This is a genomic window from Wolbachia endosymbiont (group A) of Cydia strobilella, from assembly GCF_964026745.1.
In the GTDB taxonomy this organism is placed as follows: domain Bacteria; phylum Pseudomonadota; class Alphaproteobacteria; order Rickettsiales; family Anaplasmataceae; genus Wolbachia; species Wolbachia pipientis.
On the sequence record NZ_OZ034694.1, the window covers coordinates 220917 to 245919 of the forward strand.

At 34.4% G+C, this 25003-nt stretch carries 24 protein-coding genes and 2 pseudogenes; 11 read left to right on the forward strand and 15 right to left on the reverse strand.

Features of this window, described 5'->3' with window-relative positions; genetic code table 11:
- Position 1 precedes the first annotated feature (1 nt).
- The 4 genes from lpdA to AAGD76_RS01060 form a co-directional block, all read right to left on the reverse strand.
- Complete coding sequence (gene lpdA, locus AAGD76_RS01045; RefSeq protein ID WP_151807945.1) at positions 2 to 1375, reverse strand: dihydrolipoyl dehydrogenase; 1374 nt, start codon at positions 1373 to 1375, stop codon at positions 2 to 4.
- 75 nt (positions 1376 to 1450) lie between these two features.
- Positions 1451 to 1873, reverse strand: a complete 423-nt coding sequence (locus tag AAGD76_RS01050) for an IS110 family transposase (RefSeq protein WP_049973639.1) — start codon at positions 1871 to 1873, stop codon at positions 1451 to 1453.
- Positions 1874 to 2196: 323 nt separating this feature from the next.
- The gene (locus AAGD76_RS01055) at positions 2197 to 2364 is read right to left on the reverse strand and encodes a hypothetical protein (RefSeq protein WP_155968863.1); all 168 of its coding nucleotides are present in this window, start codon (positions 2362 to 2364) and stop codon (positions 2197 to 2199) included.
- Positions 2365 to 2848: 484 nt separating this feature from the next.
- Positions 2849 to 3681 (reverse strand): IS5-like element ISWpi1 family transposase gene (locus AAGD76_RS01060; protein ID WP_341820157.1). Its coding sequence is split into 2 segments (ribosomal slippage): positions 2849 to 3312 and positions 3312 to 3681, totalling 834 coding nucleotides; the frame shifts between segments, so codons are not numbered across the junction.
- A gap of 302 nt (positions 3682 to 3983) precedes the next feature.
- On the opposite strand from AAGD76_RS01060, the gene AAGD76_RS01065 reads away from it, so the two are divergent.
- The 4 genes from AAGD76_RS01065 (at position 3984) to AAGD76_RS01080 (ending at position 7573) form a co-directional block, all read left to right on the forward strand.
- On the forward strand, positions 3984 to 5582 hold the full coding sequence (locus AAGD76_RS01065; RefSeq protein ID WP_341820228.1) for a hypothetical protein: 1599 nt from the start codon (positions 3984 to 3986) through the stop codon (positions 5580 to 5582).
- Positions 5583 to 5831: 249 nt separating this feature from the next.
- Positions 5832 to 6161, forward strand: a complete 330-nt coding sequence (locus AAGD76_RS01070) for a transposase (RefSeq protein WP_341820230.1) — start codon at positions 5832 to 5834, stop codon at positions 6159 to 6161.
- Between the two features lie 122 nt (positions 6162 to 6283).
- On the forward strand, positions 6284 to 6757 hold the full coding sequence (locus AAGD76_RS01075) for a transposase (protein WP_250296353.1): 474 nt from the start codon (positions 6284 to 6286) through the stop codon (positions 6755 to 6757).
- A gap of 312 nt (positions 6758 to 7069) precedes the next feature.
- Entirely contained in the window at positions 7070 to 7573 is a 504-nt protein-coding gene (locus tag AAGD76_RS01080) for a protein-disulfide reductase DsbD domain-containing protein (protein WP_015589109.1), read from the forward strand.
- 156 nt (positions 7574 to 7729) lie between these two features.
- Here AAGD76_RS01080 and AAGD76_RS01085 read toward each other — a convergent pair whose 3' ends face one another.
- The 4 genes and pseudogenes from AAGD76_RS01085 to AAGD76_RS01100 form a co-directional block, all read right to left on the reverse strand.
- Positions 7730 to 8323, reverse strand: a complete 594-nt coding sequence (locus AAGD76_RS01085) for a transposase (RefSeq protein WP_341820549.1) — start codon at positions 8321 to 8323, stop codon at positions 7730 to 7732.
- A pseudogene (locus AAGD76_RS01090) lies at positions 8306 to 8690 on the reverse strand (IS110 family transposase); the annotation flags it as partial. The gene AAGD76_RS01085 and the pseudogene AAGD76_RS01090, both read right to left, overlap by 18 nt.
- Positions 8691 to 8869: 179 nt before the next feature.
- Entirely contained in the window at positions 8870 to 9016 is a 147-nt protein-coding gene (locus tag AAGD76_RS01095; protein ID WP_190321476.1) for a hypothetical protein, read from the reverse strand.
- A gap of 7 nt (positions 9017 to 9023) precedes the next feature.
- A complete protein-coding gene (locus AAGD76_RS01100; protein ID WP_341820232.1) occupies positions 9024 to 9980 on the reverse strand; it encodes an IS5 family transposase in 957 nt (318 codons plus the stop codon).
- A gap of 378 nt (positions 9981 to 10358) precedes the next feature.
- Here AAGD76_RS01100 and AAGD76_RS01105 point away from each other — a divergent pair, with 378 nt between their 5' ends.
- The 3 genes from AAGD76_RS01105 (at position 10359) to AAGD76_RS01115 (ending at position 14727) form a co-directional block, all read left to right on the forward strand.
- The gene (locus AAGD76_RS01105) at positions 10359 to 11702 is read left to right on the forward strand and encodes an alanine:cation symporter family protein (protein WP_038198671.1); all 1344 of its coding nucleotides are present in this window, start codon (positions 10359 to 10361) and stop codon (positions 11700 to 11702) included.
- Between the two features lie 35 nt (positions 11703 to 11737).
- Positions 11738 to 11896 carry a hypothetical protein gene (locus AAGD76_RS01110; RefSeq protein WP_153296804.1) on the forward strand — a complete coding sequence of 53 codons (159 nt, stop codon included), beginning with the start codon at positions 11738 to 11740 and terminating at the stop codon, positions 11894 to 11896.
- 152 nt (positions 11897 to 12048) lie between these two features.
- Entirely contained in the window at positions 12049 to 14727 is a 2679-nt protein-coding gene (locus tag AAGD76_RS01115) for a hypothetical protein (protein WP_341820234.1), read from the forward strand.
- Here the strand turns inward: AAGD76_RS01115 and AAGD76_RS01120 are convergent.
- From AAGD76_RS01120 to AAGD76_RS01140, 5 genes and pseudogenes are all read right to left on the reverse strand, one after another.
- Positions 14719 to 15315, reverse strand: coding sequence for a Maf family nucleotide pyrophosphatase (locus AAGD76_RS01120; protein ID WP_010082554.1), 597 nt, complete (start codon positions 15313 to 15315; stop codon positions 14719 to 14721). The two genes, AAGD76_RS01115 and AAGD76_RS01120, sit on opposite strands and share 9 nt — an antisense overlap.
- Positions 15293 to 15556 (reverse strand): translation initiation factor IF-1, encoded by a 264-nt coding sequence (gene infA / locus AAGD76_RS01125; RefSeq protein ID WP_007550159.1) that lies wholly within the window; start codon positions 15554 to 15556, stop codon positions 15293 to 15295. Before infA ends, AAGD76_RS01120 begins: the two co-directional genes overlap by 23 nt.
- Before the next feature lie 112 nt (positions 15557 to 15668).
- Positions 15669 to 18107: a hypothetical protein gene (locus AAGD76_RS01130; RefSeq protein WP_341820236.1), complete on the reverse strand. Its 2439-nt coding sequence runs from the start codon at positions 18105 to 18107 to the stop codon at positions 15669 to 15671.
- 251 nt (positions 18108 to 18358) lie between these two features.
- Positions 18359 to 19087, reverse strand: a pseudogene (locus tag AAGD76_RS01135) (IS5 family transposase).
- Positions 19088 to 19190: 103 nt separating this feature from the next.
- A complete protein-coding gene (locus AAGD76_RS01140; protein WP_341820550.1) occupies positions 19191 to 20468 on the reverse strand; it encodes an adenylosuccinate synthase in 1278 nt (425 codons plus the stop codon).
- Positions 20469 to 20648: 180 nt separating this feature from the next.
- Between AAGD76_RS01140 and AAGD76_RS01145 the strand changes: the two genes are divergently transcribed.
- On the forward strand, positions 20649 to 22253 hold the full coding sequence (locus AAGD76_RS01145; RefSeq protein ID WP_174515883.1) for a hypothetical protein: 1605 nt from the start codon (positions 20649 to 20651) through the stop codon (positions 22251 to 22253).
- A gap of 51 nt (positions 22254 to 22304) precedes the next feature.
- Here the strand turns inward: AAGD76_RS01145 and AAGD76_RS01150 are convergent, their stop codons facing one another.
- Together AAGD76_RS01150 and ccmC are read right to left on the reverse strand one after the other, a co-directional pair.
- Entirely contained in the window at positions 22305 to 22721 is a 417-nt protein-coding gene (locus tag AAGD76_RS01150; RefSeq protein WP_083250453.1) for a GNAT family N-acetyltransferase, read from the reverse strand.
- An 8-nt stretch (positions 22722 to 22729) separates the two neighbouring features.
- Positions 22730 to 23440: a heme ABC transporter permease CcmC gene (gene ccmC / locus AAGD76_RS01155; RefSeq protein ID WP_010962525.1), complete on the reverse strand. Its 711-nt coding sequence runs from the start codon at positions 23438 to 23440 to the stop codon at positions 22730 to 22732.
- Positions 23441 to 23575: 135 nt separating this feature from the next.
- Between ccmC and AAGD76_RS01160 the strand changes: the two genes are divergently transcribed.
- Genes AAGD76_RS01160 through AAGD76_RS01170 form a run of 3 tightly spaced genes read left to right on the forward strand, consistent with a single transcriptional unit; the run spans position 23576 to position 24948 of the window.
- Entirely contained in the window at positions 23576 to 24406 is an 831-nt protein-coding gene (locus tag AAGD76_RS01160; RefSeq protein ID WP_006280267.1) for a pyruvate, water dikinase regulatory protein, read from the forward strand.
- A 49-nt stretch (positions 24407 to 24455) separates the two neighbouring features.
- The gene (gene ykgO, locus AAGD76_RS01165; RefSeq protein ID WP_006279631.1) at positions 24456 to 24584 is read left to right on the forward strand and encodes a type B 50S ribosomal protein L36; all 129 of its coding nucleotides are present in this window, start codon (positions 24456 to 24458) and stop codon (positions 24582 to 24584) included.
- A 49-nt stretch (positions 24585 to 24633) separates the two neighbouring features.
- Entirely contained in the window at positions 24634 to 24948 is a 315-nt protein-coding gene (locus tag AAGD76_RS01170; RefSeq protein ID WP_010962526.1) for an FtsB family cell division protein, read from the forward strand.
- Positions 24949 to 25003: the final 55 nt, after the last annotated feature.

Sequence of the window (25003 nt, forward strand, 5' to 3'; positions counted from 1 at the left end):
ACTATTTAACATCTGCAGCAAGCACTGATTCATGTATCATCTCTGAAATGGTTGGGTGAGGAAAAATCGTAGATTTTATGTCGAAGTCTGTTCCTTCTAGTTGCTTTGCAAGAGCAAAATTGCTAATTAACTCCGTTACTTCTGCACCTATCATGTGGCTACCCAGAATTTCTCCGGTTTTTTTATCTATAATCGTTTTCACTAACCCTTCAGTTTCACTGAGTGCAACAGATTTACCATTAAAGTTAGAGTGAAATTTTCCTATTTTTATATCATACCCACCTTTTATTGCCTGTTCCTCAGTAAGGCCGATGCTCGCTATTTGTGGATGAGAATAAGTGCAATTTGGTATGCATTCTTTTTTTAACGCATGAGCATTTTTACCAGCAATCTTTTCAATGCAGATCACGGCTTCATGGCTCGCTTTATGTGCTAAACATGGTGGGCCAGCTACATCACCTATTGCATACACATTTGATTCACTAGTTTCATACCATTCATTCGTTTCAATAAAGCCAGAAGGGCTTAATTTAATTTTTGTATTTTCTAAACCTATATTTTCAATATTTGCTTGAATTCCAACCGCAACAATCACCCTCTCAAATTCTTTGCTCTCACCACTACTTAGTAGCACTTGAGCAGAGTCTTTACTTTTAGTAAGAGCTTTTACGCTACTGCTTGTATATATTTCTATCCCCTGTTTTGTGAATATTTCTTGTGCTAAATCTGAAATGTCCTTATCCTCCAGCGGCAAAATAGTGCTCTTTATCTCTATGATTGTTACATCAACACCCAAAGTACTATAAAAACTTGCAAATTCTATTCCAATTGCACCAGACCCTATAATTAGTAGCGATTTTGGTAATCTCTCTGGAGTCATAGCGTGCTGCGCATTCCATATTAAATCTCCATCTGCCTCTATTCCAGGCAGATTCCGTGCCCTCACGCCTGTTGCTAAAATGATATGCTTGGAAACAATTTCTTGTTCTTCCTTATCGCTAACGACTTTTATAGTACCATTGCCTGCAAGTTTACCAAAACCTTGATGAACTTTGATATTATTTTTTTTCATCAAATATGCAACACCGCTTGACAATTTATCAACAACGTTTCTTGAGTATTTCACTATTGATTGTATATCAAAATTCGCTCCCTTTACTTCTATACCAAACTCTTTTGATCTTTTTATTAGCCTATAAACCTCAGATGCTCTAAGCAGTGATTTTGTTGGTATACATCCCCAGTTTAAGCATATACCGCCTAAATTTTTTTCTTTTTCCACAATTGCAGTTTTAAACCCAAGCTGTGCCGCCCTAATTGCCGCTATATAACCACCAGGACCGCTACCTATAACCGTAATATCATACTCATTCATCAGTTTTCTTCGTATTCAAAAAGATTATATATAACAGATGGAACCCATACAATCAATGGTCTGTCATCTACCGTCTTAAGAGTCAAGATAAAAGTTGTTATTTTTTATCATGGCATTTAAACAAACGATAATTTTTCTCATGACAGCAACTAATGCAACCTTAGCAGCTTTGCCAGAATCAACCAAACGCTGATAAAACGCTTTCATTTTTCTGTTGTGGCGCATAGCAACAAGAGCTGACATGTATAGTGCTTTCCTTGCATAAAACCTGCCTCCTTTGATTTGAGCTTTGCCAACTTTTCTTCCACTTTCACTAGTTTTAGGTGCAACTCCAACTAAGCATGCAATTTCTCTATTCTCTAATCTACCAAGCTCAGGCACCTCTGTCAGTAGAACGCTCGCCGTCTTTGATCCAATACCTTTATAGCTGATTAAAAGCTCATTTTTTCCTTTCAATTCAGCTATTGCGTCTTCTATGTCTTGCCTAATTTCTTTCAATTGTTTTTCAGCAAACCCTATCTGTCTTTCTATGTATTCTCTAGCTTTTCCCGTCGCACTTTGCAGGCGACACTTGTTTGCATGAATTGCATCATTTAAATTACGCTCAACTGCCCCCAGCTCCTTTAATTCCTCTTGCTTTTGTGAAATTATACATCCTTTTACTTCACCGTCTTTACTGACAAATTCAGCGTATTTTTCCAGTAATTTAGCATCTAACTTGTCAGTTTTTGCAAAATGATTGCAAGCTTTGGCAAATGCATATACCCGATTCGGGTGAGCTTTATGGACAGTTATCTTGCAACAATTTTATAATGAGCTTTTCATAGCCACCAGCTTACACATAACTTGATGGGTAAATCGACTATATTTGTTTCTATAAACTTAGATATAGCATCACTCACGTTTGCTATGCGCTTATGCTTGCCATTAATTGAGATGTCCAATGCTTCCTTGGAAACATCTACTCCCATGAAAATTATTCTAGCCATTTTTGTACCTATAAATATAATCAAACAATAATGCAAAATGCTGTATACAGGATTGTAATTCGATCTTTTAGATCCACCTACCGTTCGTACTACATTTTGCTTTAAGCCTTACTATTACCCACAAATAAAAACATAGTATTGTATTTACTCAAATAATTTAATTTTATTAACCTGAAAGCTTATTAGATTAAAATTATTAAACTAAGAGTTATAATTTTAGCAACTAAAAGCTGTAAATTGCACCATATAAACAGTTATTTCAAGCAAAAGTTATGCCATTAAGAGCTATGCAACAAACATTTATATTTGTGGGTAATAGTAAGATCTAAATCCGATAGAGCATTGTTGGCACACCATCAAAAGTCGCCTCAGACCTCTAATGCATCAATGTACAAACTTACACCTTTTAGTTGGTAATACCATTTTAGACGTTTATCATTCGTTTTAGAAAATACTATAGGAGGTTGTCCGGAAACTAGTAAATTCAAGCATATTCCCTCTTTAACATAACCCTACTCATAGCTAGGTATATGAAATTCTCAGTGGATGTTGTGAGTAAATCATACTCCTTCGATAGCCTTCTATTCCTATTAACCCAAGCAAAAGTCCTTTCTACAACCCATCTTCTTGGCTGTACTTTAAACCCTTGTTCTCTTGTTGGTAGTAGCTCAGGTGGCGTATCTTTGTGCACCCAAAATCTACATGGAGGCCTTTTAACAATTTCAATATCTATGTCATATTCTTCCTTTATGTGATTCTTTAAATTTCTTCCTTGGTATCCCATGTCAGCCCACATTTTTTTAACTTTAGTATATTTTGTTCTCATATTGTTTAATGCTATTTTAATACCATCTCTATCATTTTCGTTAGCAGCGCCTACGTAACAACCTAGTATAAAACCCTGAGTGTCTGTAATTATATGCCTTTTTCTACTCTTTACTTTTTTACTTCCATCATAGCCTTTGATCCCCCCTTTTCTGTAGTCTTTACAGATTGACTATCTACTATACAGGCACTCGGCTGCTCATTCCTTCCTATTTTTCTTCTACTATATTTTGTAATTTCATAATTCATTTTCTCAAAAATTCCCTGCTTCTTCCATTGCCTGAACTGCTCATACACAGTCTTCCATAGCGGAAAATCATTTGGTAAATACCGCCATTGACACCCTGTACGCAATACATAGAAAATTGCTTCTAATATTTCTCTTTTGCTATACTTTGGCGGCCTTCCTCCTTTCTTGTATGATACTCTGAAGTGTTTTTCTATTCTTGCCCATTCCCTTTCGCTTAGATCTGTTGGATACTTTTTTCTCATCTTTACCCCGTACTAAAATTTCAGATATTATAGCCTTTTACTTGTTTCCGGACAACCTCTAGTAGCGGAATGACGAATTTTTGTTTTTCAAATTGTCAGTAAATCTAAGTCAGTTTAGCTATATAAAACATAGTATAAAAAGAGCTATTTTAGCAAAATTTTAAACAAATAAAGTTAATTACTTCACAATTGATACCTTACGAGAAAAGCACATTTGATACAGATTTAAAATACAAGTTAACGAATTATTATGATTTTTACCAAGATAATAATATAGTAAGGTTTGGTAGTGAGGTATCAAAATGGAAAAATACACCAACGCATGGTTTAATAAGAAAGATAATCATGATTGTGCAAATGATGGCACTTGCGGGCAATCTATAAAGGATTTTAGGATTGGTAATTCTGATATTTCTTTTTTTGATAGTAACAAAAACTTAATTGCCAAAGTACCTAAACTACCAAAGTATTCTAGGGATAAATATGGGCATCAATTGTATAAGGAAGCTGAGTCAAAGCAGTTCAATTATTTTTTCACAAATATACATGATGTTTTGTCTAACAGCTTTACCGTTAAATACGGGTATATAAATTGTACTATAAAATACGACAACTTATCTGAGCAGGAACAAAACCAAATAGAAACAGACATTAAAACTGCCTATGAAGCATTTAAAGAAAAGTTTTGCTTGAAAAATAGTAATGCAAGTTACAATATAACGGTTCACATTTTTAATAATAGAAGCGATTATACAAAGTATAACAATCTTCTCGGCTTAGATGAAGATGGTGGTCCAGGATATATTACACGAGGAGTAACAGATTGTCAGAATATTCTGACATATAAGCAAAGTGCCATGGATTTTGTTCTAGGTCATGAGCTAGGCCACATATTTCAATTGTGTTTTTCACCATCGGCAACAGTCCAAACTTTGAGTATTCTGAATACTGAACTCATAGCAAATGTTGTTGGACGAGAAGTAGAAGAAAAAAATTATAAAGCTATTTGCAAGCAGATGGGTGTAGATGAATATAAATACGATGGATGGAGTTTTATTTTTAAATACATAGGTACAACTGGTAGTGTATACCGCCTAAACCTTTCAGAAGAAGAGAAATTTCAAATTATACAACGTGTCAAGAGTTCTGGACTAGATGAATATGAAGACCATGGATGGATGTTTAAATTTAAATATAAAGATACAACTGGTAGTATATACCTCAAGGACCTTTCAGAAGCAGAGAAATTTCAAATTATACAACGTGTCAAGAATTCTGGACTAGATGAATATGAAGATCGTGAATCAATGTTTAGTTTTAAATACAAAGGCACCACTTATAGAGCAGAACACAGAGATTATCTTTCAGCAGAAGAAGAAAAACTTCAATTTATCAAAGACATTAAGAACTCTCATGAATCGCTCGTTAGTGAATGTGATGGATTGGGGAATGAGAATACAACTTTAGTGATTTACGTTGATGAAAATAAGGAGATAAGTCAAATGTATTTTCATAATCTAGACAAGAATATATTCAAATGGTTAGATAAGACACTTATAAGCAGAAGTAAACCTGAAGAAGATGTGGATGACACAGCAGGAAAAGAGCCTGAACCAGAATCAGCCGAAGAGGATACTCAGCAACCCAGTAATTTCTTATCCAATATTTTTTCAACAATTAAATCCATTATTGATTCTATCTCATCACTCTTTTCATGGTTATTTGGGTCGAAAGAGAAAGAGTCTAATCAACAATCTGATGATAATCCTTCTTTGTTTAAGCTCGATGCTAATGAGTTAGATCACGAAGTTAAGCCTGATGCCAATGAGTTAGGTCACGATGTTAGAGATCACTTATCAGACAATTATAACCATTACAACTCATCTGATGGGCTAATGTAATATAGCTAATTTACAGTATCTGTTCAGATGCATGGCTAATGTACAAATATTGAAACAAAAATTCCAGTGCCCCTGTGATGTCATTCCAGTGCTTGACACTGGAATCCAGCTTTTAATCGAAAATGTTGTATAGTACACAATCAAATTTTCTGGATCCCAGTGGGCTTTGTTGCATCGCTCAAGTGAAAAGAACTGGCAGTTACTGACAAAATTCATTATAAATAGCCATTTAACTGTTGAAGAAAAAATATGCCACAAAAAATGAGAGTCAGTAACTGCCATGAATATAACAAATTTCTCCAAGAAAGAGGAAGCATTTTTTGTTATATCAATGACGCCATAGAAAATTGGTACGAGAATTGTCCAAAAATGCAGGGCGGCAACTATATTTATAGTGATAAAGTTGTGATTTTGGTGCATATAATCGTCAGTTTCTTTAGAATTGGTTTAAGACAAACAGTCGGGTTTATAAAAGGGTATTTGCAACAAATAGGAAGAGATTTGGCAGTTATCAGCTATTCACAAGCATCAAGAAGGTTTGAGAAACTTAATATTAAGATAAATGATTGCAGAAAATAATATGGAAGATATCGAAATTGCTATAGACAGTACAGGAATTAGTATATACAACAACACACAGCAAGGAAAATAGCACTGACAGAAAATATCGTGGCTATGAGCAAACGAGAAAATTGCACGTAATGTTGAATATAAACAACAAAAAAGCCATAGCTGTAAAATACAGTAACGGTGTCTACTCTGATCACTATGGAGCTTGTGATTTGCTAAAAGAAGTTGATTTTCAGCATGCCATAAAAGCACTATATGCAGATAGAGCATGTGATAGGCACAAGTTTTATAAGTTGTGTAACGAATATGATATAAAGACAAAAATTCCACCAATAAACAATGCGGCAGAACATCCAGAAATAGATTATATGTCTGACAGGAATGCTGCTATTAGGTTAATAAAATTATACGGTGAAGATGGCATGAAAGAATGGAAAAAAGAAGTAAATTATGGGAAAAGATCTTATATTGAAGGGTTTTTCTCAAGATTAAAGCAAATATTCGGATTTAGTTTTAGGAATAAATCTGAGATAAATCGAGAAAAAGAACTAAATGCTATTTGCTTAATAAATTCACTGATATTGGTATGGCTAAATTTGAGATAGTTACATGAATTTACCATAAATCACCATCTCATAAAGTGTGATGCAACAAAGCCATCCCAGTGTCAAGCACTGGGATGACACCCTCCTTATGGGCCAAAATCACAATGTTCGTACAGTTGTGGATTCATTCGCGGTATCTCGGCATAGATTCCGCTAACAAGTAGCGGAATGACGAATTTGTCGTTTTTCAGATTGTCGTAAGTCAGTTTAGCTATAGCATAATGCTATATTAATAAATAATCTATATAATACTATTAAATATAATAATTAAAATCTAAATTACTTTCTCTATAAAAGGAGAAATTTACCTTAATGAAAATATATATATATTTAATATTATTTTTATTTTTTTCTTGCGCTCAACTATATGCTGACGAGGAAATTGCAAAATTTGATTTACTTATTGGCGAGATAAATGAAGCAAGCTTCACTCTTAAAGGTGCAATAAAGGTTACAGTAGAACCAGGCTGGCACATATATTATAAAGATCCTGGAGATTTTGGCCTTCCCACGTCTATTAGTTACAAAGGTAATGCATCAGATATAAATATTCACTGGCCTATTCCAAAGGAACATAAAGATAAAGTAGGGAGAGAGACGTTTGTAAGTAACGTATATGAGGATATGGTATTATTTCCCTTTAAGATGAATATATTTTTAAATCAAGGGTATATTGACCTTAACTTCCATATAAATTATGCGATATGTAAAGATAGGTGCATCCCTAAAAATGTTGAGATAAAAATCAGGCAACCATTAAAGGATTTTATAGATTCTGATATCAATAAACTTATAAATGAGTGGTATGAAAAATAGAGTTCTCATGGGGTAGGTGTCATTCCAGCGCGTGACACTGGAATCTCATTTACTTTTTTGTTCACTATGTGAGGAACTTGGGCCTACAAGTATATAAACATAATGGTTTCGCATAAAAAATTTAGATCCCAGATACTGTCTCTGCTGTCAAACAAATTATCCAACAAAATTACAATTAAATGGTTGATTATTTTTAAGAATACCAAAAAAGACATGCATTAATTTTCGCATTAACGCAAGAACTATGACTTTTGGACATTTGCCTTTACTTGCTAGACGCTGACAAAACTTTTGAAAATGATTATTATGGTTTTTGACTACTATAGCTGGCATATAAAGAGCTTTTCGAATACGCTCAGATCCTATTTTGCATATGCAACTTCTCTTACTTACTGACGATCCCGATTGATAATGTCCTGGATTTAGACCAGCAAAAGCTGTAAATTGTTTAGCATTGTCAAAGTTATCAACTGATGGCATTTCTGCGACAACAGCAACAGCAGTAAGATATCCTATACCTTTTATAGTCTTAAGGTTTTCCACCATATTTTTTAGATGTGGATAGTTATTTATATGCTCATTAATTTCTTTTTCGAGAACAATAATTTGCTCCTCTATTGCCAAAATTACTTTAGATATAGCTTCTTTGCAACTGGAATGCATATTTTTGTTTTCCAAGCGATTTGTCTGTTGCACCTTATCATCTTTTAGCGATTGCATGCAACGGTAAAGCTCCCTCAAATGCCTCATTTCAGGTGCAATGGGCTTCCAAAGAGCAGGTTTGTTGGCGATACAAAATCTAGCTATCATAGCTGCATCTGATTTATCTGTCTTATTTCTGAGCAGCTCACTTTTGCCAAAAGCTTTCTGGGTTTACTATACTGACATTATGTCCTAAATCGTGCATAAAAGTAGCCAAATCTTCTCCATACCAACTAGTTGCTTCAAGACATAAATGAGTAAGATTTGCTCCATGGCCATTGCACCAAACTACAAGTTTTGCAAAACCATCTTGATTATTTTGAAAGACTTTGTGTCGTTTTTTACTGTCCACTAACAAACAAACATCAAATTTCTTTTTTGAAATATCCACACCCAAAATAGCATTTACTTGCATAAAATTGCCTCCAAGACTATAAATAAACTGAGAGTTTAGACTAACCTTGTAATACGGGATATAATTCCAAAAGATACTGTTCAGTCTTTAACTCTATGGGAGGGAAGCAAAATCTGGCTTAATGGCATTAGTGTCGCATCAGCTTCACCCTCCCTGTGAGGTATTTTAGCTCTAATGCCTCACATCATAAAGATACAAGTGTCACGCACTAACTGTACGAACATTGAGATATAAGAGTAATTTGTACCAAGAAAAAAGATGTCATCCCAGTGCCCAGACACTGGGATGGCTTTGTTGCATCGCTCTTCGGATAGTAGGTAACGCACAATAAATTTATGAAGCTATCTCAAATTTAGCCATGCCTATTTCAGTAAATTTGTTAAGCAAATAACATTTGAGTAGCAGTTCCCTCTCACGATTCATTTCAGATTTGTTCCTAAAACTAAATCCAAATGTCTTTTTTAATCGCGAGAAAAAACCTTCTATATAAGATCTTTTTCCATAACTCATCTCTTTTTTCCACTTCTTTATACTATCTTCATCATATGACTTTATGAGCTTGACTGCAGAATTTCTCTCAGCCATATAGTCTAACTTTGGATGCTCTGCTGCGTTGTTTTTCGGAGGAATTTTCGTTTTTATACCATATTGATTACACAGCTTATAGAGCTTTTCTCTGTCATATGCCCTATCTGCATATAGTACTTTTATGACATACTGAAAATCGACTTCTTTTAGCAAATCACAAGCTCCATAGTGATCAGAGTAGACACCGTTACTGTATTTTACAGCTATGGCTTTTTTGCTGTTTGTATTCAACATTACATGCAATTTTCTTGTCTGTTCATAGCTGCGATACTTTCTATCTTCGCTATTTTCTTTGCTATGACCAGGAGTGTTGTTGTATATACTAATTCCTGTACTGTCTATAGCAATTTCGATATCTTCCATATTATTTTTATCAATTCTGCAATCATTGATCTTAATATTGAGTTTCTTAAACCTTCTTGATGATTGTGAATAGCTGATAACTTGCAAATTTTTCCCAATTTGCTCAAGGTATCCTGCTATAAACCCAACTGTTTGCCTCAGGCCTATTCTAAATAAACAAGTTATTATGTGCACCAAAATTACAACTTTATCGCTATAAATATTGTTGCCACCTGGTATTTTTGGACCATTCTCGTACCACTTTTCTATGGCTTCGTTGATATAATGAAAAATATTTCCTCTTTTTTCTAGAAATTTGTTATATTCGCTATGGTTACTGACCCTCATTTTTTGTGGCATATTTTTTCTTTCAAGGTTAAATGGCTATTTTATAATGAATTTTGTCAGTAGCCACCAGATTTTTTCAGTTGCTATGCAACAAAGCTCACTGGGATCCAGATTGGACACTAAGTTGATGAGTATAAAAGTAGCTAACCTTATGTTAAAACACAATATTTTTGGTGAGGGGTTGCATTAAAAGCTGGATTCCAGTGTCAAGCACTGGAATGACATCGTCTTAACATTGTACCATATTACAATGTTCGTACAGTTATGTGTCACGCTACTTGGATGACAAGAAAAGGTTTCTAGAATGACGGAAACGAAGTCATACATAGAAAATAGGTTAGGTATTTTCAATTTTTGTTGTATACTCAAATAAAAATCTCACTTTTACAGATGGATACAGTAAAGTTTGTTTTATTACTGCCAACAATATTACTCATGCTAGTTGCTGGTGTTTACCTATCGATTAAACTAAAATGGCTACAGGTATTTAGATTACCATACGCCCTTTCACTCCTTGGAGCTAAAAAAGGAGAAAATAAATTTTCTTCTATAGCCGCTCTGTTTACAATTTTAGGGGGAAATTTAGGAGTAGGAAATATTTCAGGAACTGCTGTTGCTCTAAAAACCGGAGGACCGGGCTCTATTTTATGGATGGCAATAATTATTGTTATCACTTCTGTGATAAAATATGTCACTTGTTATCTAAGTATAAAAACCAGAAAGGAAAAGAACGAACGGTTTATAGGTGGCCCTGTAGCCTACATGACTGATGCGTTTAACTCTAGGAAGGCCACAATTGTCTTTCTAGTTATCATGATGATGGTTTCAATAACAGTTGGTAACCTTGTTCAGGTAAATTCTCTATCAATACCACTTAATATGATAGATGTGCCTGTAGTTGTTGGTGGCATTGTAATGGCCATAATATTTTTTGTTGTTGCAGCTCTCAGCTTAAAAAAAATTAAAATTTTTATATCGGCTATGATACCGATAATGACGGTAAGTTACCTCACACTTTGCGGTATCATATTATTTAAATTTAGTGAAAATATTCTTCCTTCTCTAAAACTAATAACAAGCAGTTTTTTTACAACTAGTAGCTTTAACTCTGGTTTATCTCTAGGTTTGATTTTAGAAATGTTGACTATTATTCAAGTTGGAACTTTGCGAGGTATTTTTGCAACAGATATAGGGCTTGGCCTCGAAGGAATCGTACATTCTTCAATTGTTCCTAAGAAAAATAATAATAAATTTATTATTGAACAGAGCCTAATCACAATAATATCGCCTTTTATAGTTGCATTCATAGTGTTTATTACAACAATGGTACTGCTTGTCACAGATTCTTGGGTCACTGATTTAGAGAGTACTAACATGTGCATATTTGCTTTTAGAAAAGCTATGAATTGGCCCTATATTGACTATTTAATTATGGCCATAATGTTTTGTTTTGCCTTTACTACTATTTTTACTTGGTTTTTTTGCTCAAAACAGACAATACGCTATGTGTCTATGGATAATAAATACACTAAAATCTGGATTGTAATTTTTACCATGATCATTCCGCTTGGTGCGATAGGTAAAGTCCGGTTGCTATGGGATGTTGCTGATATCTCGATTGCTGCTTTGTTGTTTATCAACATACTCGCTATACTCAAGCTAACCTCTCAAGATCCAGAAGTGTTTACTATGAGTAGCAGATATTTGAAGTTGCAAAAACAGAGCTATAGCTAAAGCAATTTAGGCTATGCAGCTGTTGTGATATAAGAGTGATTTCCGCCAAGAAGGATGTCATCCCAGTGCCCAGACACTGGGATCCAGGAATCTTGATTGGCACTAAGTTAGTGAGCATAAAAGTAGCTAATCTTATGTTAAAACACAACATTTTTGATGGGGTTCGTGAAAGGCTGGATTCCAGACTGGAATGACAACTTAAATCGTTTGATGTTACCATAAAATAGCTTGTGTCATCACATTAGTAACACAACCTTCCTTAATAAAAATTCAACCAATGCTTGTGATAATGATATTAGCTAGTATTAGCTAGAACTAAAGGCAGAGGGTTATTAGTGAGGGATATATGGGCACTAACGATACACAACAAGAACACATTTATAATGAGCGCATTCAAGAAATTTTTCCTTTATTTGATAAAATAAAAAAGGAAGACGACCCAATTTATAATGCTAGAGTTGATTTTAACACAGTAAAGTTTTTAACAAAACACGCCAACTGGAATTGGGACGAAGAAGAAAACAAAGATAAAGCATATGGAGTTATTCTTCAGAAATGCGACAAGACAAAGAAAGCTGGACAAGACCTTGAAAGTGAAGTTAAAGAAAGGTTGAAAGAGTATGTTGATGATGTTGCAGGAGTTTCAATATACGGTAATCACGCAAGTATTACGCTGGGAAATAACAAAAAAGAGTTTAAAATCAGCGAATTTTTAAACAGTGATTTTTGTGAGAAGAATGAAATCTCGGGATTTTCAACATTGCATAGTGATGGAAAGAGCGGAATGCATGGTTTTGTTGCCGAGGAAGAAGGGAAAAAAATAAGACATTATGTCGTAACTGATGGTTCATATGAAATGACTTTAAAGTGGTATGCGGAGGGGAAGGAATGTAAGATCAAAATTAAGATTGATGCTAACGGTGTAGACCTTGTTAAAGGTGATGATTTTTCTCTAGAACGGTTAGAAGTAAACAGAGATGTAAAAATAGGTGGTTTATTCTTGCATGAAATACAATTCAGGGAGAAAGGACAAGGAAAAGCGAATGAGATGCAACATAATAAAGACAGTAACGAGCTATCATCTGAAACTACAACAAGAATTGATGTTAATAGAGGTGTTAGCGTTCAAGCTACTGATATAACTCAAAAAAAAGAAGACCACCATTCACATTTTGGACTACAATCTAACAGCAGAAGGCAGTCTTACGATAGCGGAATTGGAAAAGATTTTGACGATAAAATTAATTCTCAGGAGGCTAAAGAAAAGCGTGAGCTTAGACAAGCAGCACGAGAAGCAAATTCGGGAGGTCAAGTTTATAACCTACAATCGCTTTTTGAGGAGAATCCTCAGAACAAAAAAACTCCTCCGCCACTTCCACCTAGAACTAGTTCACTACCACCTAAAAAAGGTGTTTTCGATGAGCAAGGGGGAGCCAAATCTGGAAGCCAAAAACCAGATGACTTGCGCGAAAATGAGCAAACACCTAATAATCAGCAAAAAGGTACAACTTCTGATTCTTCAGATAGTTCTACTTTCACCAAGTCTGTAAGCCACAATCAAGATAATAGGCAAGAAGATGAACGGTATGACAATCCTACATTTGGACATGCTGTACCTGGAAGCCAAAAACCAGATAGAAGTGAGCAAACACCTAATGATCAGCAACAACCTAAAACCCAGCAACAAGAAGGAAATAGCAAAGGCGATCTGTTACAAGACATCAGAAATTTCAAGAAAAACAACTTACGGCACATTGATGTTGATGATAGAAAAGCATCAATTGCAGGAAGTAGAAAAAATAACCCATCACCGTTAGAGACATTAAAGGACATAATTCCTTATTCATCTTCTCCAGATAACAGTGATAACCAAGATGCTAGTGATGCTAAGTGGAAAGAAAATGAACAGCCGCTCTCTGCTACAGCACTCAATAATAAAAGTGACTCGGGCTATTCATCTCCAACTCATGACAATAATGAACAATCTCAAGTAAATCCTGAACAGTTAAAGAAGAGCTTAGAGAACATTGAACAAAGTGATCAAACTCCACCTGAAAATCTTCTTAAAGAAATCAGAGATAGATCACAGCAGGATAATAGAGGATTAAGGCAAGTTGATCCTACTGATAAACTGTCACAAGATAAAGAAGATGGATTGCAAAAAGACGATTTAGCAGATGTAAAAATAGTGGAAGGTCCAACTATTAGTGTCTCTGCTTCAACACCAAATAGTATAAGTGATTCAGGCTATATATCTCCAACTAATAGTGATAGTAAATCTCAAACAGATTTAAAACAGGTAGGAAGGAAATTAGAAGAACATATTAGACAAAGTAATCTAACTCTATTTGAAGAACTTAAAAATACATTAGGTCAAGAAAATCTCGGGTTAAAACCAGCTGATCAGAGTCAGATTAGCGAAGAAACTAAAAAACGCTTGAGAGAAGTTGGGTTGCTAAAAGACAGCTCAACAGACATAAAAGCAAACGATTCGGGCTATTCATCTCCAACTCATGACAATAATGAACAATCTCAAGTAAATCCTGAACAGTTAAAGAAGAGCTTAGAAAACATTGAACCAAAAGAAATCGGAGATACGAGTGAGTTAAAAGGAGCATTGGGAAACCCGGATAAAGGGTTAAGAGAACCGGCACAACAGGCTACTAAAGAAAATATTCCTAAAGATTCATTCTCAGAAAACATTTTAGAAAAGATAGGAGAAGGTAAACAATATGACCCTATACGTAAGTGGTTAGAAAAAACAGTGGCAGAACGAGAAAATAATGACACTAATCCAACTGTAGATAAAAATAGCGAACTATATAAATTACTAGAGAAAGATGAAGCACAACTGAAAGCTGGAGTAATAGAAGAAGAAAGAGGAGATACTTTAACAGAACACACTGATGGTTATGATCGCAATAGAATTGCATTAGCTAACAGAAATAAAAGACCACTAGATTGGGTTAAACAGGTTGCTGAGTCACAACAAAAAAAAGATACTAATAAAGGTATTTCAATATAAATTGAAGTTAAAATAATTGCTTAGCAAACAATAGGTTTCATGTAATGGTAACCCTATAACGGAAGAGTAGGAGCCGCGTAAGAACAATACGAACACTCCAGCTAGGCCTTGTATATTGCATCCCCCCGCCCTATTTTTCCACTCTTCTGATGCTAAATAATACTTAATTTCTTGTTCACTGAGACGTTTAAATTTCACTATTGTAACCACAGTCCTGATATGTTGTTTAGATTGATCGGGAGTTAATAGACATACACTGGTGTATACTCTATGCCTTCTTCCTGATAACAAGCGGATACATTTTTCTGCTTGCTCAACGTTTTCAGCTTTGAGCAATATCCTTCTACCACAAGCAACAACTGTATCAACACCAAGCACAAAATAATTTGGATTTAAACTTTGTATTTTCTCAGCTTTACTTTTTGCCATACGGATTGAGTAATCCTTCGGAAGTTCCTTTTTTAAAGGGGCTTCATCTATATCTGCTGGCAAAATTAAACCTGGCTCAATGTTTATTTGTTTTAGTAAAGCTATACGCCTTTTCGATGATGAAGCAAGAATAAGATTATTTAGAGATCGTTCTGTCACTTGTACCTTTAAGCCTTCTAATGATCCTACCCTTTCTCGCATTCCTATCGTAAATGCTCATCTCAACTAACACCCTATCCCCTATAATGATGCGTATTTTACTTCTTCTCACTTTCCCTGATACATGACAGATAATCTCATGTTCATTGTCCAGTTTCACTCTAAATTCTGCTGCAGGTAGTAAAGCAGTTACTGCCCCTTCCACTTCAAAAATTGTTTTCGATTTCTCGTCTTTTATCATATGTTATATTATAATTTAATAATCTTTTTTAGTCTACTATAGATTTTAAATTATTATCAACACAAAAGACCTTTTGCGCCCCACTTAAGTTGCAACTTAACCCCAACCATCCTCACAATGATACCCTACCTACGTTTCTACTCTCTGCCACCTTCTCAATAGAACTTATAGGACTTATGTTGAAAGATAAATCATTATCACAATTTTCTTCATCGCTATCAAGTCCACTATCAACGCTTAAAGATCTGAGTAATGTTGTCTTCTCTCTCAGTGGAACATAAGACTCATTATCAACGCTTGAAGATTTGGATAACCTTTTCTTCTGTCGTGGGGCATTACCAGACTCATTAGAAATTTCTCCCGTTAATTGATTGTTGAAGCTCCTTTGTTCATCAGCACGAATTTTTTCTTCCAGTCCATCAAGCATTCCTACCAATTCATCACCCCATTCATTTTCTTCTTCTAATAATTGTTTACACTTTTCTTTCTCACGCTCTAGCTCGTTTCTTAACTCTTCGACTTTATCTTCATCTTTAGTGAGTTCAAGTGTAAGCACCTTATCTCCTGGAAATTCCTCGTACTCGTTTTCTAGTTCTTCAATGTTGAGTTTTAGTCTCTCTTCTCCAAGTGTATCTTGTAAATCGCTATCCTGCCTATCTGATTCTTTAATCTTTTGCTCAATTTCTACTTGTACCTTATATTCCTGATCTAATTCTCTTAGCTGATCTTTCAAGCGCTCTTTCTGCTGGCGTCGTTCAATCATTATCTGTTCCGCATCTTCTCGTGCTTGATTTAGCTCTTTTTCCAAATTCTTCTTTCCTGCATTAACAATTTTCAGCTCTTCCTTTAGCTTTCTTTTTTCTTCATATACACCTTTAAGTTCTTGTGCTTTCCCTTGTAGCTCTTTTAACACACCTGCTAATTCTTCATTTTTTTGTGCCAGTTCAGTTTGCAATTCCGTGTTTTTTTGCTCCTCTTTTTCAAACCTGTCTTGTAAATTGCTATTCTGCTTCTCTAACTTTACAATTGTTTGATTAGCTTCTGCTTGGGTTGTTTCTAGTTTCTCCTGTAGTCGCTGATTTTCTTGTATTAATTCATGGTGCTTTTTATTTATCACTTGCAACCCTGCTTCTATTTTTTGCTTCAATTCAACAGCTTCTTTTTTCAAATTTGACATTTCTTGCTTCAATTCAACGTTTTTTTCGGACAGCATCTGATTATTTAAAATCAATTCATCCATTTGTTGTGAAGCAAATTCTGTCTGAGTTCCAGTGTGCTGTAAATTGACTTCCGTTTTAGTTTCAATTTGTTGTGAAGCAACTTCTGTTTGAGTTTCAGTGTGTTGTAAATTGACTTCCGTTTGAGTTGATGCATTGCTATTAATAGAAGGAGGAAGGCTATTGTCAGCATCAACTTTAGGGTCTAATTCCCCCTCTGGTTCCTCGCGATAGGCCGCTATAGACTCATTTTGAAAATTATTATTAGCAGTAGGTACAACATCAGCAGCCTTACCTTTTTCTAGTACAGCATCATATAAGGAGAGACCTTGAATATATAATTCATCGTTTTGCTTTATTAATTCTAAGATCTCATCCGATAGCACAAAATCTTCATCATTAAATTTTAGTACTTCAGTTATGCCATCGCTACTCACATTCATAATCATGGTACACATTTCGGATCCATCCTTTACAGGCCAAGTGCTTTTCATTTCATAATATGCGCCCTCTTTAAATTTATAATATCTTTCCTTACCTTTCCGATGAGCGTGTATTTCATGTTTTTTATTGCAATAGATATTCAGCTCTTTAATATCTTTCTCTTGCTGTAAAATGTTACTAATCCTGGTTGGCTCACTTCTATTGTAATTAATAGAGTTGATATTCAAAACTCTATAAGCGTTATCAGTTTCTGTGTAATAAGCTTGAAGCTCTACGCCTTTCCTTCCAAGATATTTACTTGCAGCTTTTTTTCCCTGCTCTGCCAACTTTATGCATTTATCTATATCTTTCTTAAAGCTCTTATTAGCAGACTCTGTTACTGCTTTATCTATGTACGTTTTTTTAAAATCTCTATCATTTATTAGATCATAAAAACTCCACTCATCTCTATAAGCCTTCTGTATAGCAGTGAAGTCACTTTCTTCTTTCAAAAGCATTAAGAAGCTTACCTTGTCTCCTAGGTCTTTTAGTTTAAAGCCTGTTATTATCTTCTCTAATTGAGAAAATTTTTCAGCAGGATTATTTAAATTTTTTAACTCTTTGTATAATTTATTATTTTCTGCAATTGAGCGGCAGAACTTTATTATAGCAGAGTCCTTAGTGAAAGAATTGTCTTTTTCCATTTTATTGATACAGTCCTTGAGGGATGTAAAATGCGATTCAAGCCATGACGAATATAGATCGTATTCATAAAATGCCAACAAGCAATGTATTGCATTCCAAGCACATGATGCTACCCTTATAACTGATTCAACATCATAATTCTCTGACTGATTACTTGTTTTTCCTGCCTCTGCTGTTTTTTCTTCCTTAGCCAAACTTCCAGTCATAATACGCCTCCTTAACTATATTTATATTATACCAATTAACATATATTAAAAGAAATCAAACTGTATAACCTCGTCCTACACTAACTTTTATGATTACTTAATTGTGTAAAAATAACTGCAAGTGTTAAACTTGAGCTTTTATTTTTCATTATACATTTCTTACTACATGTTTATACTGCTGTCTTGCATAATAGACTATTCGAAGTTACACAAGTATTTTTTTTATTAGATAAGAGTTAGTAAGAGCCTGTTCATAATTTTTTCAGAAGTAAGGCAGTGAAAGCCAGAACTACCATTTGTAGGCTAGTATTGAGTTTTCGCTCACAATTTTTCCACAATCTTCTACATTTTTCTAACCAAGCAAAAGATCGCTCCACAACCCATCTTTTGGGCAATACAACAAAGGAACGTAATTCATTTCTTTTGATCACTTCAACGGTTGCACCAATAATCGTTTTTATTTGAGTTACAAAATTCTCTCCAGTATAGCCTGCATCAACCAGTACATTTTTAACTCCCGAGAGGTTTTCTTTTGCATTTTCGACCATTCTCACAGCACTGCTACGGTCAGTTATCTCTGCTGTTGTTGTATAAATTGCATGCTTGCGTATCTACTGCAATACGGCCCTGAAATCTTCTTGCCTGCATCATAGCTTCAGCAGTATCTGCATTTTTTATACTCTGTGCATCAATTATGCAGAAGCTTTTCCGACCATTGTTTTGTCGCAATTATTTTTTTTTAATACCAGCTCCAGAACACTTTCTTTATTTACATCTGGTTTTTCACTCCACTTCTTAAAATAGTCGTAACAATTGCGCCATTTTGGGAACTCTTTTGATACCATTCTCCACTGGCAACCACTTTTTAACACGTATAACACTCCACAAAATATATCATGTAAATCAAGTGTTCTTGGTTTTGTCTTCTTTCTGCAAGATTCCAGATCTGCTACAATAATCTCAAACTTTTCTCGACTTATGTCACTTGGTTATAAACTTCGCATATCCTACTTTATATACTTTATCCTCTCACTTTATCTCTTTTTTGAGATTACGTACAGGCTCTAAGATACAAAGACGTTTTCAGAAATCTTTAAGCTTAATAACATCCTCTCTCTTTGGACTAGTTGAGATTAGATGAATTGGTACACCTATTAATTTTTCTAACCCTTCTATATATTTTATTAAATTGATAGGCAATGTTTCAATCGACCTTTTACCTTGAGTGTTTTCTTTCCAGCCAGGAAACTCTTTATATATTGGCTCTAATTCCCCTTGTATTGAATGCGATGCGGGTAAATAATCATACATTTTTCCGCTATACTTGTAACCAGTGCATATTTTAATTGTATCAAAAGAATTAAGCACATCTAATTTGGTTAATACAATGCTTGAAACTCCAGAGAGTTGTACGGCCTGGCGCACTAAAACTGCATCGAACCATCCGCAACGCCTTCTTCTATTGCTCACTGTTCCAAGTTCCTTACCTATAGTAAACAAGCTATCTCCTACTTCATTTTTCTGCTCAGTAGGAAATGGGCCATTGCCCACTCTTGTTGTATAAGCTTTTACCACACCAATAATGTAAGCATTGGAGGATAACCCTGAGCCTGTTATTGCTTGCGATGCTACAGTATTACTTGAAGTAACAAAAGGGTAAGTTCCGTGGTCGATATCTAAAAATGCGCCTTGGGCACCTTCAAATATTATTTTCTTACCTTCTTTCATCAAGTCATTTAATATCTTCCACACAGGTTTTTTATATGAAAGAATTTTTTCTGAAATCTCTTGAATTTCCTTTAATATTTCTTCTTTTTTAACCACCTGGTAGTTAAGGCCTTTCCTGATAGCATTGTGGTAATTCAAAAGAGTATCCACTCTTTTATTGAGCTCATCTGCGTTTTCTAAGTCACAAAGGCGTATAGCTCTCCTTCCAACTTTATCTTCATAACATGGCCCTATCCCTTTGTTTGTTGTACCAATTTTGTGATTTCCATTTAAATCTTCAAATAGCTTTTCCTTGTCCTTATGTATGCTAAGTATTAATGGACAGCTCTCGGATACCATCAAGTTGTTATAGTTTACGTCTACTCCTTTAACTTTCAATGACTCTATTTCTGAGATTAGAGCGTGTGGATCAAGAGCAACGCCATTTCCTATGATAGATATTTTGCCTGGCCTCAAAACAGCAGAGGGCAGTAAATTTAATTTATAAACCTCATCATCTACTACTATAGTGTGCCCTGCATTATTTCCTCCCTGAAATCTCACAACTACATCTGCATTCTCAGAAAGATAATCTACTATTTTACCCTTGCCTTCGTCACCCCATTGCAGACCAACAATTACAATGTTATTCATCATTATTTTCTAGATTAATACATAAATATTAATGCAGTACGCTACAAATGGAAAGAGAAATCTACGCCTTTCCTACACCCCTTAAATAAAGAAATATACTGTCGATTTTCTTAATATATTACCAAATTATTCATCATTATATGATATAACTTACAGCATATTTACAGTAAGGTGTTATTTATGAAAGAGACAAAAGGAAAAAATAATAAGAGTCCAGTAGTTAGATTAAAGGCCACAGCTAAAGAGTTCAATTTTAGTAAATTAAGAGCAGATCAAGATAATAAATTAGCGAATTCCGGTGAAACAATGTTCTTAGATTTTCAAAGGATGAATTTTATTATTAACGGAAAAGAAATAGATAAAAATCTTATTATTGCATTTAAGGAAGGAGCTAAGCACCGCAAAAGCGAACTTTTTAATAGTGATGATATATATAATGACGAAATATTTAACAAAAAAGGAACAAGAGAAATAGATACGGATCATGGCAAAGCTTTTGTTGCTTCAGTACTCGAAGATATTGAGAAAGAGCTTGTAAGTAATGCATTGGGTGAGCTATGGAAAAATCACTGTGAAAATTCCAAAACTGCCAATCATCAAAAAACCGATTCATATAAGAAAGAATTTGAAGAATTTTACAATGCTGGCCAAAGGTATATCCATCTATTACCAACAGAGAAAGATGAAAACAAGGATTACCGTTCCTTTGCAAAAGAAGTTTTCAAAAAAATGTTCAGATACGCTGGGGCAGAAGTTCCAAGTGATGCTATTTTAGAAGAGCTAGTTACCAATTGTAATCAAGCAGGGTATGAGGCTGCTCCATTTATACAAACCCAACTTGCACTTGGACAGTCGTTCATAGTAGAAAATCCTAAAAAAGTAATAAATATTGATTGTGCTAACCAAAATAATGTGAGAATTAGATCTGATATGAGGCTACCAATACTCTCTGTTAAAAATCAAGTTATGCATGGCGATAAGATATGTAATCTGTCTAGTTCATTGGAATTTACAATTGAATCTCACAATGGTGAAGACTTTGTAACATACAGAGATGGTAAATTGTCACTTACTATTCCTAAAGAGTTAAAAAATTATAAAGATAATGGCAAGAGCTTGTTTGACATTATTAAAGAATATTTTCAGAAATTCTGTGCAAAATTAGGATTTAAACCTGAGACAAAAATACAAATAGAGCATGGCTTCGGTGCTCAAAGTAACTATTTAGATGGTACAATATCAACCACAGGATCAGATGCAAATGAAGAATTTATCAATCTTTTAAGCGAAAATCTCAGAGAGAGGTTATTGGGGTCAGGAGTTGCTCTAGAAGATGAAGATGTTGATGATGTTGTTGAAGTCAGAGTATCTACCGTTATAGATTTATTGAGTGATTATGCTAAATTGGAAGATAATAAAGAACACAGAGAGTTATTAATAAGTAAAGTAGCAGATAATTTAGGACTTTCCACTCAAGATAAAACAGCACCAGAAGTATTGATGGAATTAGGCTCTTTACCTTCTTTGACAAAAGGTCAGGTTAATCATAATCAAGTGCAGTCTGTTGTAAATACTTTTATTAAGTTAATTATTGAAGGGAAAAGCGAAGTATACAAAAAAGGAGGTGCGATTAATGCAATTGATGCAATTCATAAGGAGATAGATAAGGCAATTGTTGAGCAAGAAAAAAAAGCAACCAACAAACAAGATATAGAAAATGATAAATGGACAGATAGAATCAAAAAACAGAATTATTCTGCGGAATCACATGAACATTTACCTTAAAGATATTAGTAGGCTCTTTAAATATTTTAGAGTTCATGGTTACAACGGTTGCTATTTTACAGTGCATCTCACAACACTTTCTTCAAAAATATACATGTTAACATACCCTGGACGTACAAGATCACACTTATACCCAAGCTTTTCATAAAATACTTTCGCTTTTTGAAAATTCATGGTTGCAACGGTTGCTATTTTACAGTGCATCTCACGACCATAATCATGAACTTCTTCCATTAGCTGCTTTCCCATACCTTTTCTTCTATAATCAGAGTGCACCCAAAGCAAGTCAGTGTAAATTGAACCATAGATAACAAAACCGCTACAACCTACAATAATTTGTTCAGTATCATCGCGAATAAAAAAAGCAAATGGGTTACACGTACCTTTATCAACGGTTTCTTCATTAATCTTTTTGAGTAGGAATTCAATGTCTTTGCTACTTGGTGATGTGGTGTGTTCTATTTTCATCTCTCGGCCTAATACCGCATACTGATTTCTCTCTTTATCTTATATAAATTAATTAAGTAAAGTGAATACAGTATCCACACTACTAAAAAAAATGTGGCACAAAACATAAACATTGCAACCAGTGGCAACAGCAGGGAACTTTCTATTGCTATTCCACCTTTTCTCAAAATGCTTGCTGGCTGATGGAGAGTGGACCATAAATTCACGGAAAATTTTACTATAGGAATATTTATAGCACTAAAGATGGCAAATACTGCTGCTGATTTTTCTGCCCTCGCTTCATTATCAAAAGCGCTCCACAATGAAAGGTAGCCAACATATAGGAAAAATAAAATCAGCATTGAAGTAAGCCTTGCATCCCATACCCACCAAGTGCCCCAGGTTCCTTTTCCCCAGATGCTGCCTGTGATTAAGCATATTGCCGAAAAGACTGTCCCTGCAGGAGCAGCAGCATGTGCCAAGACACTAGCAATGCTATTGTTCCATACCAATGAAATGAAACCAAGTGATGCAATTAATCCATATATTCCAAGAGCAAGCCATGCAGAAGGCACATGAATGTACATGATTCGTACAATTTCTCCTTGTTTATAATCTTCTGGAGAGAAGAATAACGCCAAAGACATTCCAATTAAAAAACATGCGAAACAAATAACCCCAAGCCAAGGTAGAGCTTTCTTAGAAAAATAAGAGAAATTTGTAGGCTTTAATAAAAACATTCGTTTTGAGAATAATTGTGTTAAGAATTTACCAATTAGTTTGAGTTTTATCAACAGGATAGTTTTTCTATATTTACGTAGGTCAACAAATTAGCATAATTTCAGTAGCAGATTGCTAGCTATTATTTTTAGTATATGACCCTTAAAAAGCTTAATCTACACTTAGTATCAGATTCAAGTGGTGAAACTGTTATATCAGTTGCAAAATCAGCTCTGAAACACTTTCGTTCTGTAGAAACGATCGAATATGTTTGGTCTTTTGTAAAAGGAGAAGAGCAGATTGACAAAATTCTGGAGGAAATTAATAGGAAAAGTGATGAGCATAATTTTGTTATATGCACTATTACTGATGATGAGCTAAGAAAATATCTAAAAGATAACTGTATAAAGTTGAAAATTCCCTATAGAGCAATATTATCACATATTATTAGAGAAATTTCGTCTTATCTTGAAATTGAAAAAGACGAAAAGCTTGACTTGCATACTGAGATAAATAACGAATATTTTCAGCGCATTGAGGCAATAAACTACACTATTAATCATGATGATGGACAAAATATTCAAGATATTGATAAAGCAGATATAATTTTGGTTGGAGTTTCACGTACATCAAAATCTCCCACCAGTACGTATTTAGCTTACCGAGGCTATAAAGTTGCAAATATTCCTTTTGTTAGTGGAGTACCCTTTTATGTTGACTTGGCAAAATTAAAAAATAAACTAACGATAGGGGTAACAATAGACGTAAGTAGGCTAATAGAAATACGCAAAAATAGACTTACTTCAATTAACAACGAAGATAATAATATATATGCTAACCCTGAGAAAGTAGAAAAGGAAATTAAAGAAGCAGAGGAGCTCTTTAAACAGAATAACTGGCCAATTATCGATGTCACGCAAAAGTCGATCGAAGAAGTATCAGCAACAATTATACAATATTTTAATAAAATGTTATCAATTGACTAACTCTTGATAAGTGATTATAATGTAAAGTAATTTAATTCTTACTATAGATATGAAAGTCAAAGGGTCGCTAAAATCTCATCGTAACAGAGATAAAAATTGTAAAGTTGTGAAAAGGGGTGGTAAGATTTACATTATAAATAAGGTAAAGCCAAGGTGTAAAGCGCGTCAAGGTTCTTAGCTTTTTGTTCACCTTTTCATGTTATATATTTTTTATATGTGAAAGTACGGTGCTTATATCTAAAAAGAAGCAAAAGTTACTGTGTTTAAGCGCAGCCTTACTCATTTCTTCCCTTACATTATATTTCAGCATTAGCACAATTACAGGTAAACGTGGCTTATTGACGTTAATCGATTTAAAAAAAGAAATCGAGTACAATAAACTTTTGCTAAAGGATGTCTCTTCTGAAAAGGAAAAGTTGGACAACAAAGTATTTGGCTTATATGAAAAAAGCTTAGATTTAGATCTGCTTGATGAGCAAGCAAAAAATGCTTTAGGTTATGTGAACCCTAATGAACTTATGGTTGTTCTTGACGTGGAATAGCAGTAGTGACCTTACCCAGAAAAAGTGGAGAGAAAGAAAAGAGTTTTTTTGGGTA

What these genes read in the sequence shown, in the direction of transcription:
- lpdA (WP_151807945.1), bottom strand. Translation starts at nt 1,375, where the DNA reads ATGAATGAGTATGATATTACGGTTATAGGTAGCGGTCCTGGTGGTTAT.
- AAGD76_RS01055 (WP_155968863.1), bottom strand. Translation starts at nt 2,364, where the DNA reads ATGGCTAGAATAATTTTCATGGGAGTAGATGTTTCCAAGGAAGCATTG.
- AAGD76_RS01065 (WP_341820228.1), top strand. Translation starts at nt 3,984, where the DNA reads ATGGAAAAATACACCAACGCATGGTTTAATAAGAAAGATAATCATGAT.
- AAGD76_RS01070 (WP_341820230.1), top strand. Translation starts at nt 5,832, where the DNA reads ATGCCACAAAAAATGAGAGTCAGTAACTGCCATGAATATAACAAATTT.
- AAGD76_RS01075 (WP_250296353.1), top strand. Translation starts at nt 6,284, where the DNA reads ATGTTGAATATAAACAACAAAAAAGCCATAGCTGTAAAATACAGTAAC.
- AAGD76_RS01080 (WP_015589109.1), top strand. Translation starts at nt 7,070, where the DNA reads ATGAAAATATATATATATTTAATATTATTTTTATTTTTTTCTTGCGCT.
- AAGD76_RS01085 (WP_341820549.1), bottom strand. Translation starts at nt 8,323, where the DNA reads ATGAGGCATTTGAGGGAGCTTTACCGTTGCATGCAATCGCTAAAAGAT.
- AAGD76_RS01100 (WP_341820232.1), bottom strand. Translation starts at nt 9,980, where the DNA reads ATGCCACAAAAAATGAGGGTCAGTAACCATAGCGAATATAACAAATTT.
- AAGD76_RS01105 (WP_038198671.1), top strand. Translation starts at nt 10,359, where the DNA reads ATGGATACAGTAAAGTTTGTTTTATTACTGCCAACAATATTACTCATG.
- AAGD76_RS01115 (WP_341820234.1), top strand. Translation starts at nt 12,049, where the DNA reads ATGGGCACTAACGATACACAACAAGAACACATTTATAATGAGCGCATT.
- infA (WP_007550159.1), bottom strand. Translation starts at nt 15,556, where the DNA reads ATGATAAAAGACGAGAAATCGAAAACAATTTTTGAAGTGGAAGGGGCA.
- AAGD76_RS01130 (WP_341820236.1), bottom strand. Translation starts at nt 18,107, where the DNA reads ATGACTGGAAGTTTGGCTAAGGAAGAAAAAACAGCAGAGGCAGGAAAA.
- AAGD76_RS01140 (WP_341820550.1), bottom strand. Translation starts at nt 20,468, where the DNA reads ATGAATAACATTGTAATTGTTGGTCTGCAATGGGGTGACGAAGGCAAG.
- AAGD76_RS01145 (WP_174515883.1), top strand. Translation starts at nt 20,649, where the DNA reads ATGAAAGAGACAAAAGGAAAAAATAATAAGAGTCCAGTAGTTAGATTA.
- AAGD76_RS01150 (WP_083250453.1), bottom strand. Translation starts at nt 22,721, where the DNA reads ATGAAAATAGAACACACCACATCACCAAGTAGCAAAGACATTGAATTC.
- ccmC (WP_010962525.1), bottom strand. Translation starts at nt 23,440, where the DNA reads ATGTTTTTATTAAAGCCTACAAATTTCTCTTATTTTTCTAAGAAAGCT.
- AAGD76_RS01160 (WP_006280267.1), top strand. Translation starts at nt 23,576, where the DNA reads ATGACCCTTAAAAAGCTTAATCTACACTTAGTATCAGATTCAAGTGGT.
- ykgO (WP_006279631.1), top strand. Translation starts at nt 24,456, where the DNA reads ATGAAAGTCAAAGGGTCGCTAAAATCTCATCGTAACAGAGATAAAAAT.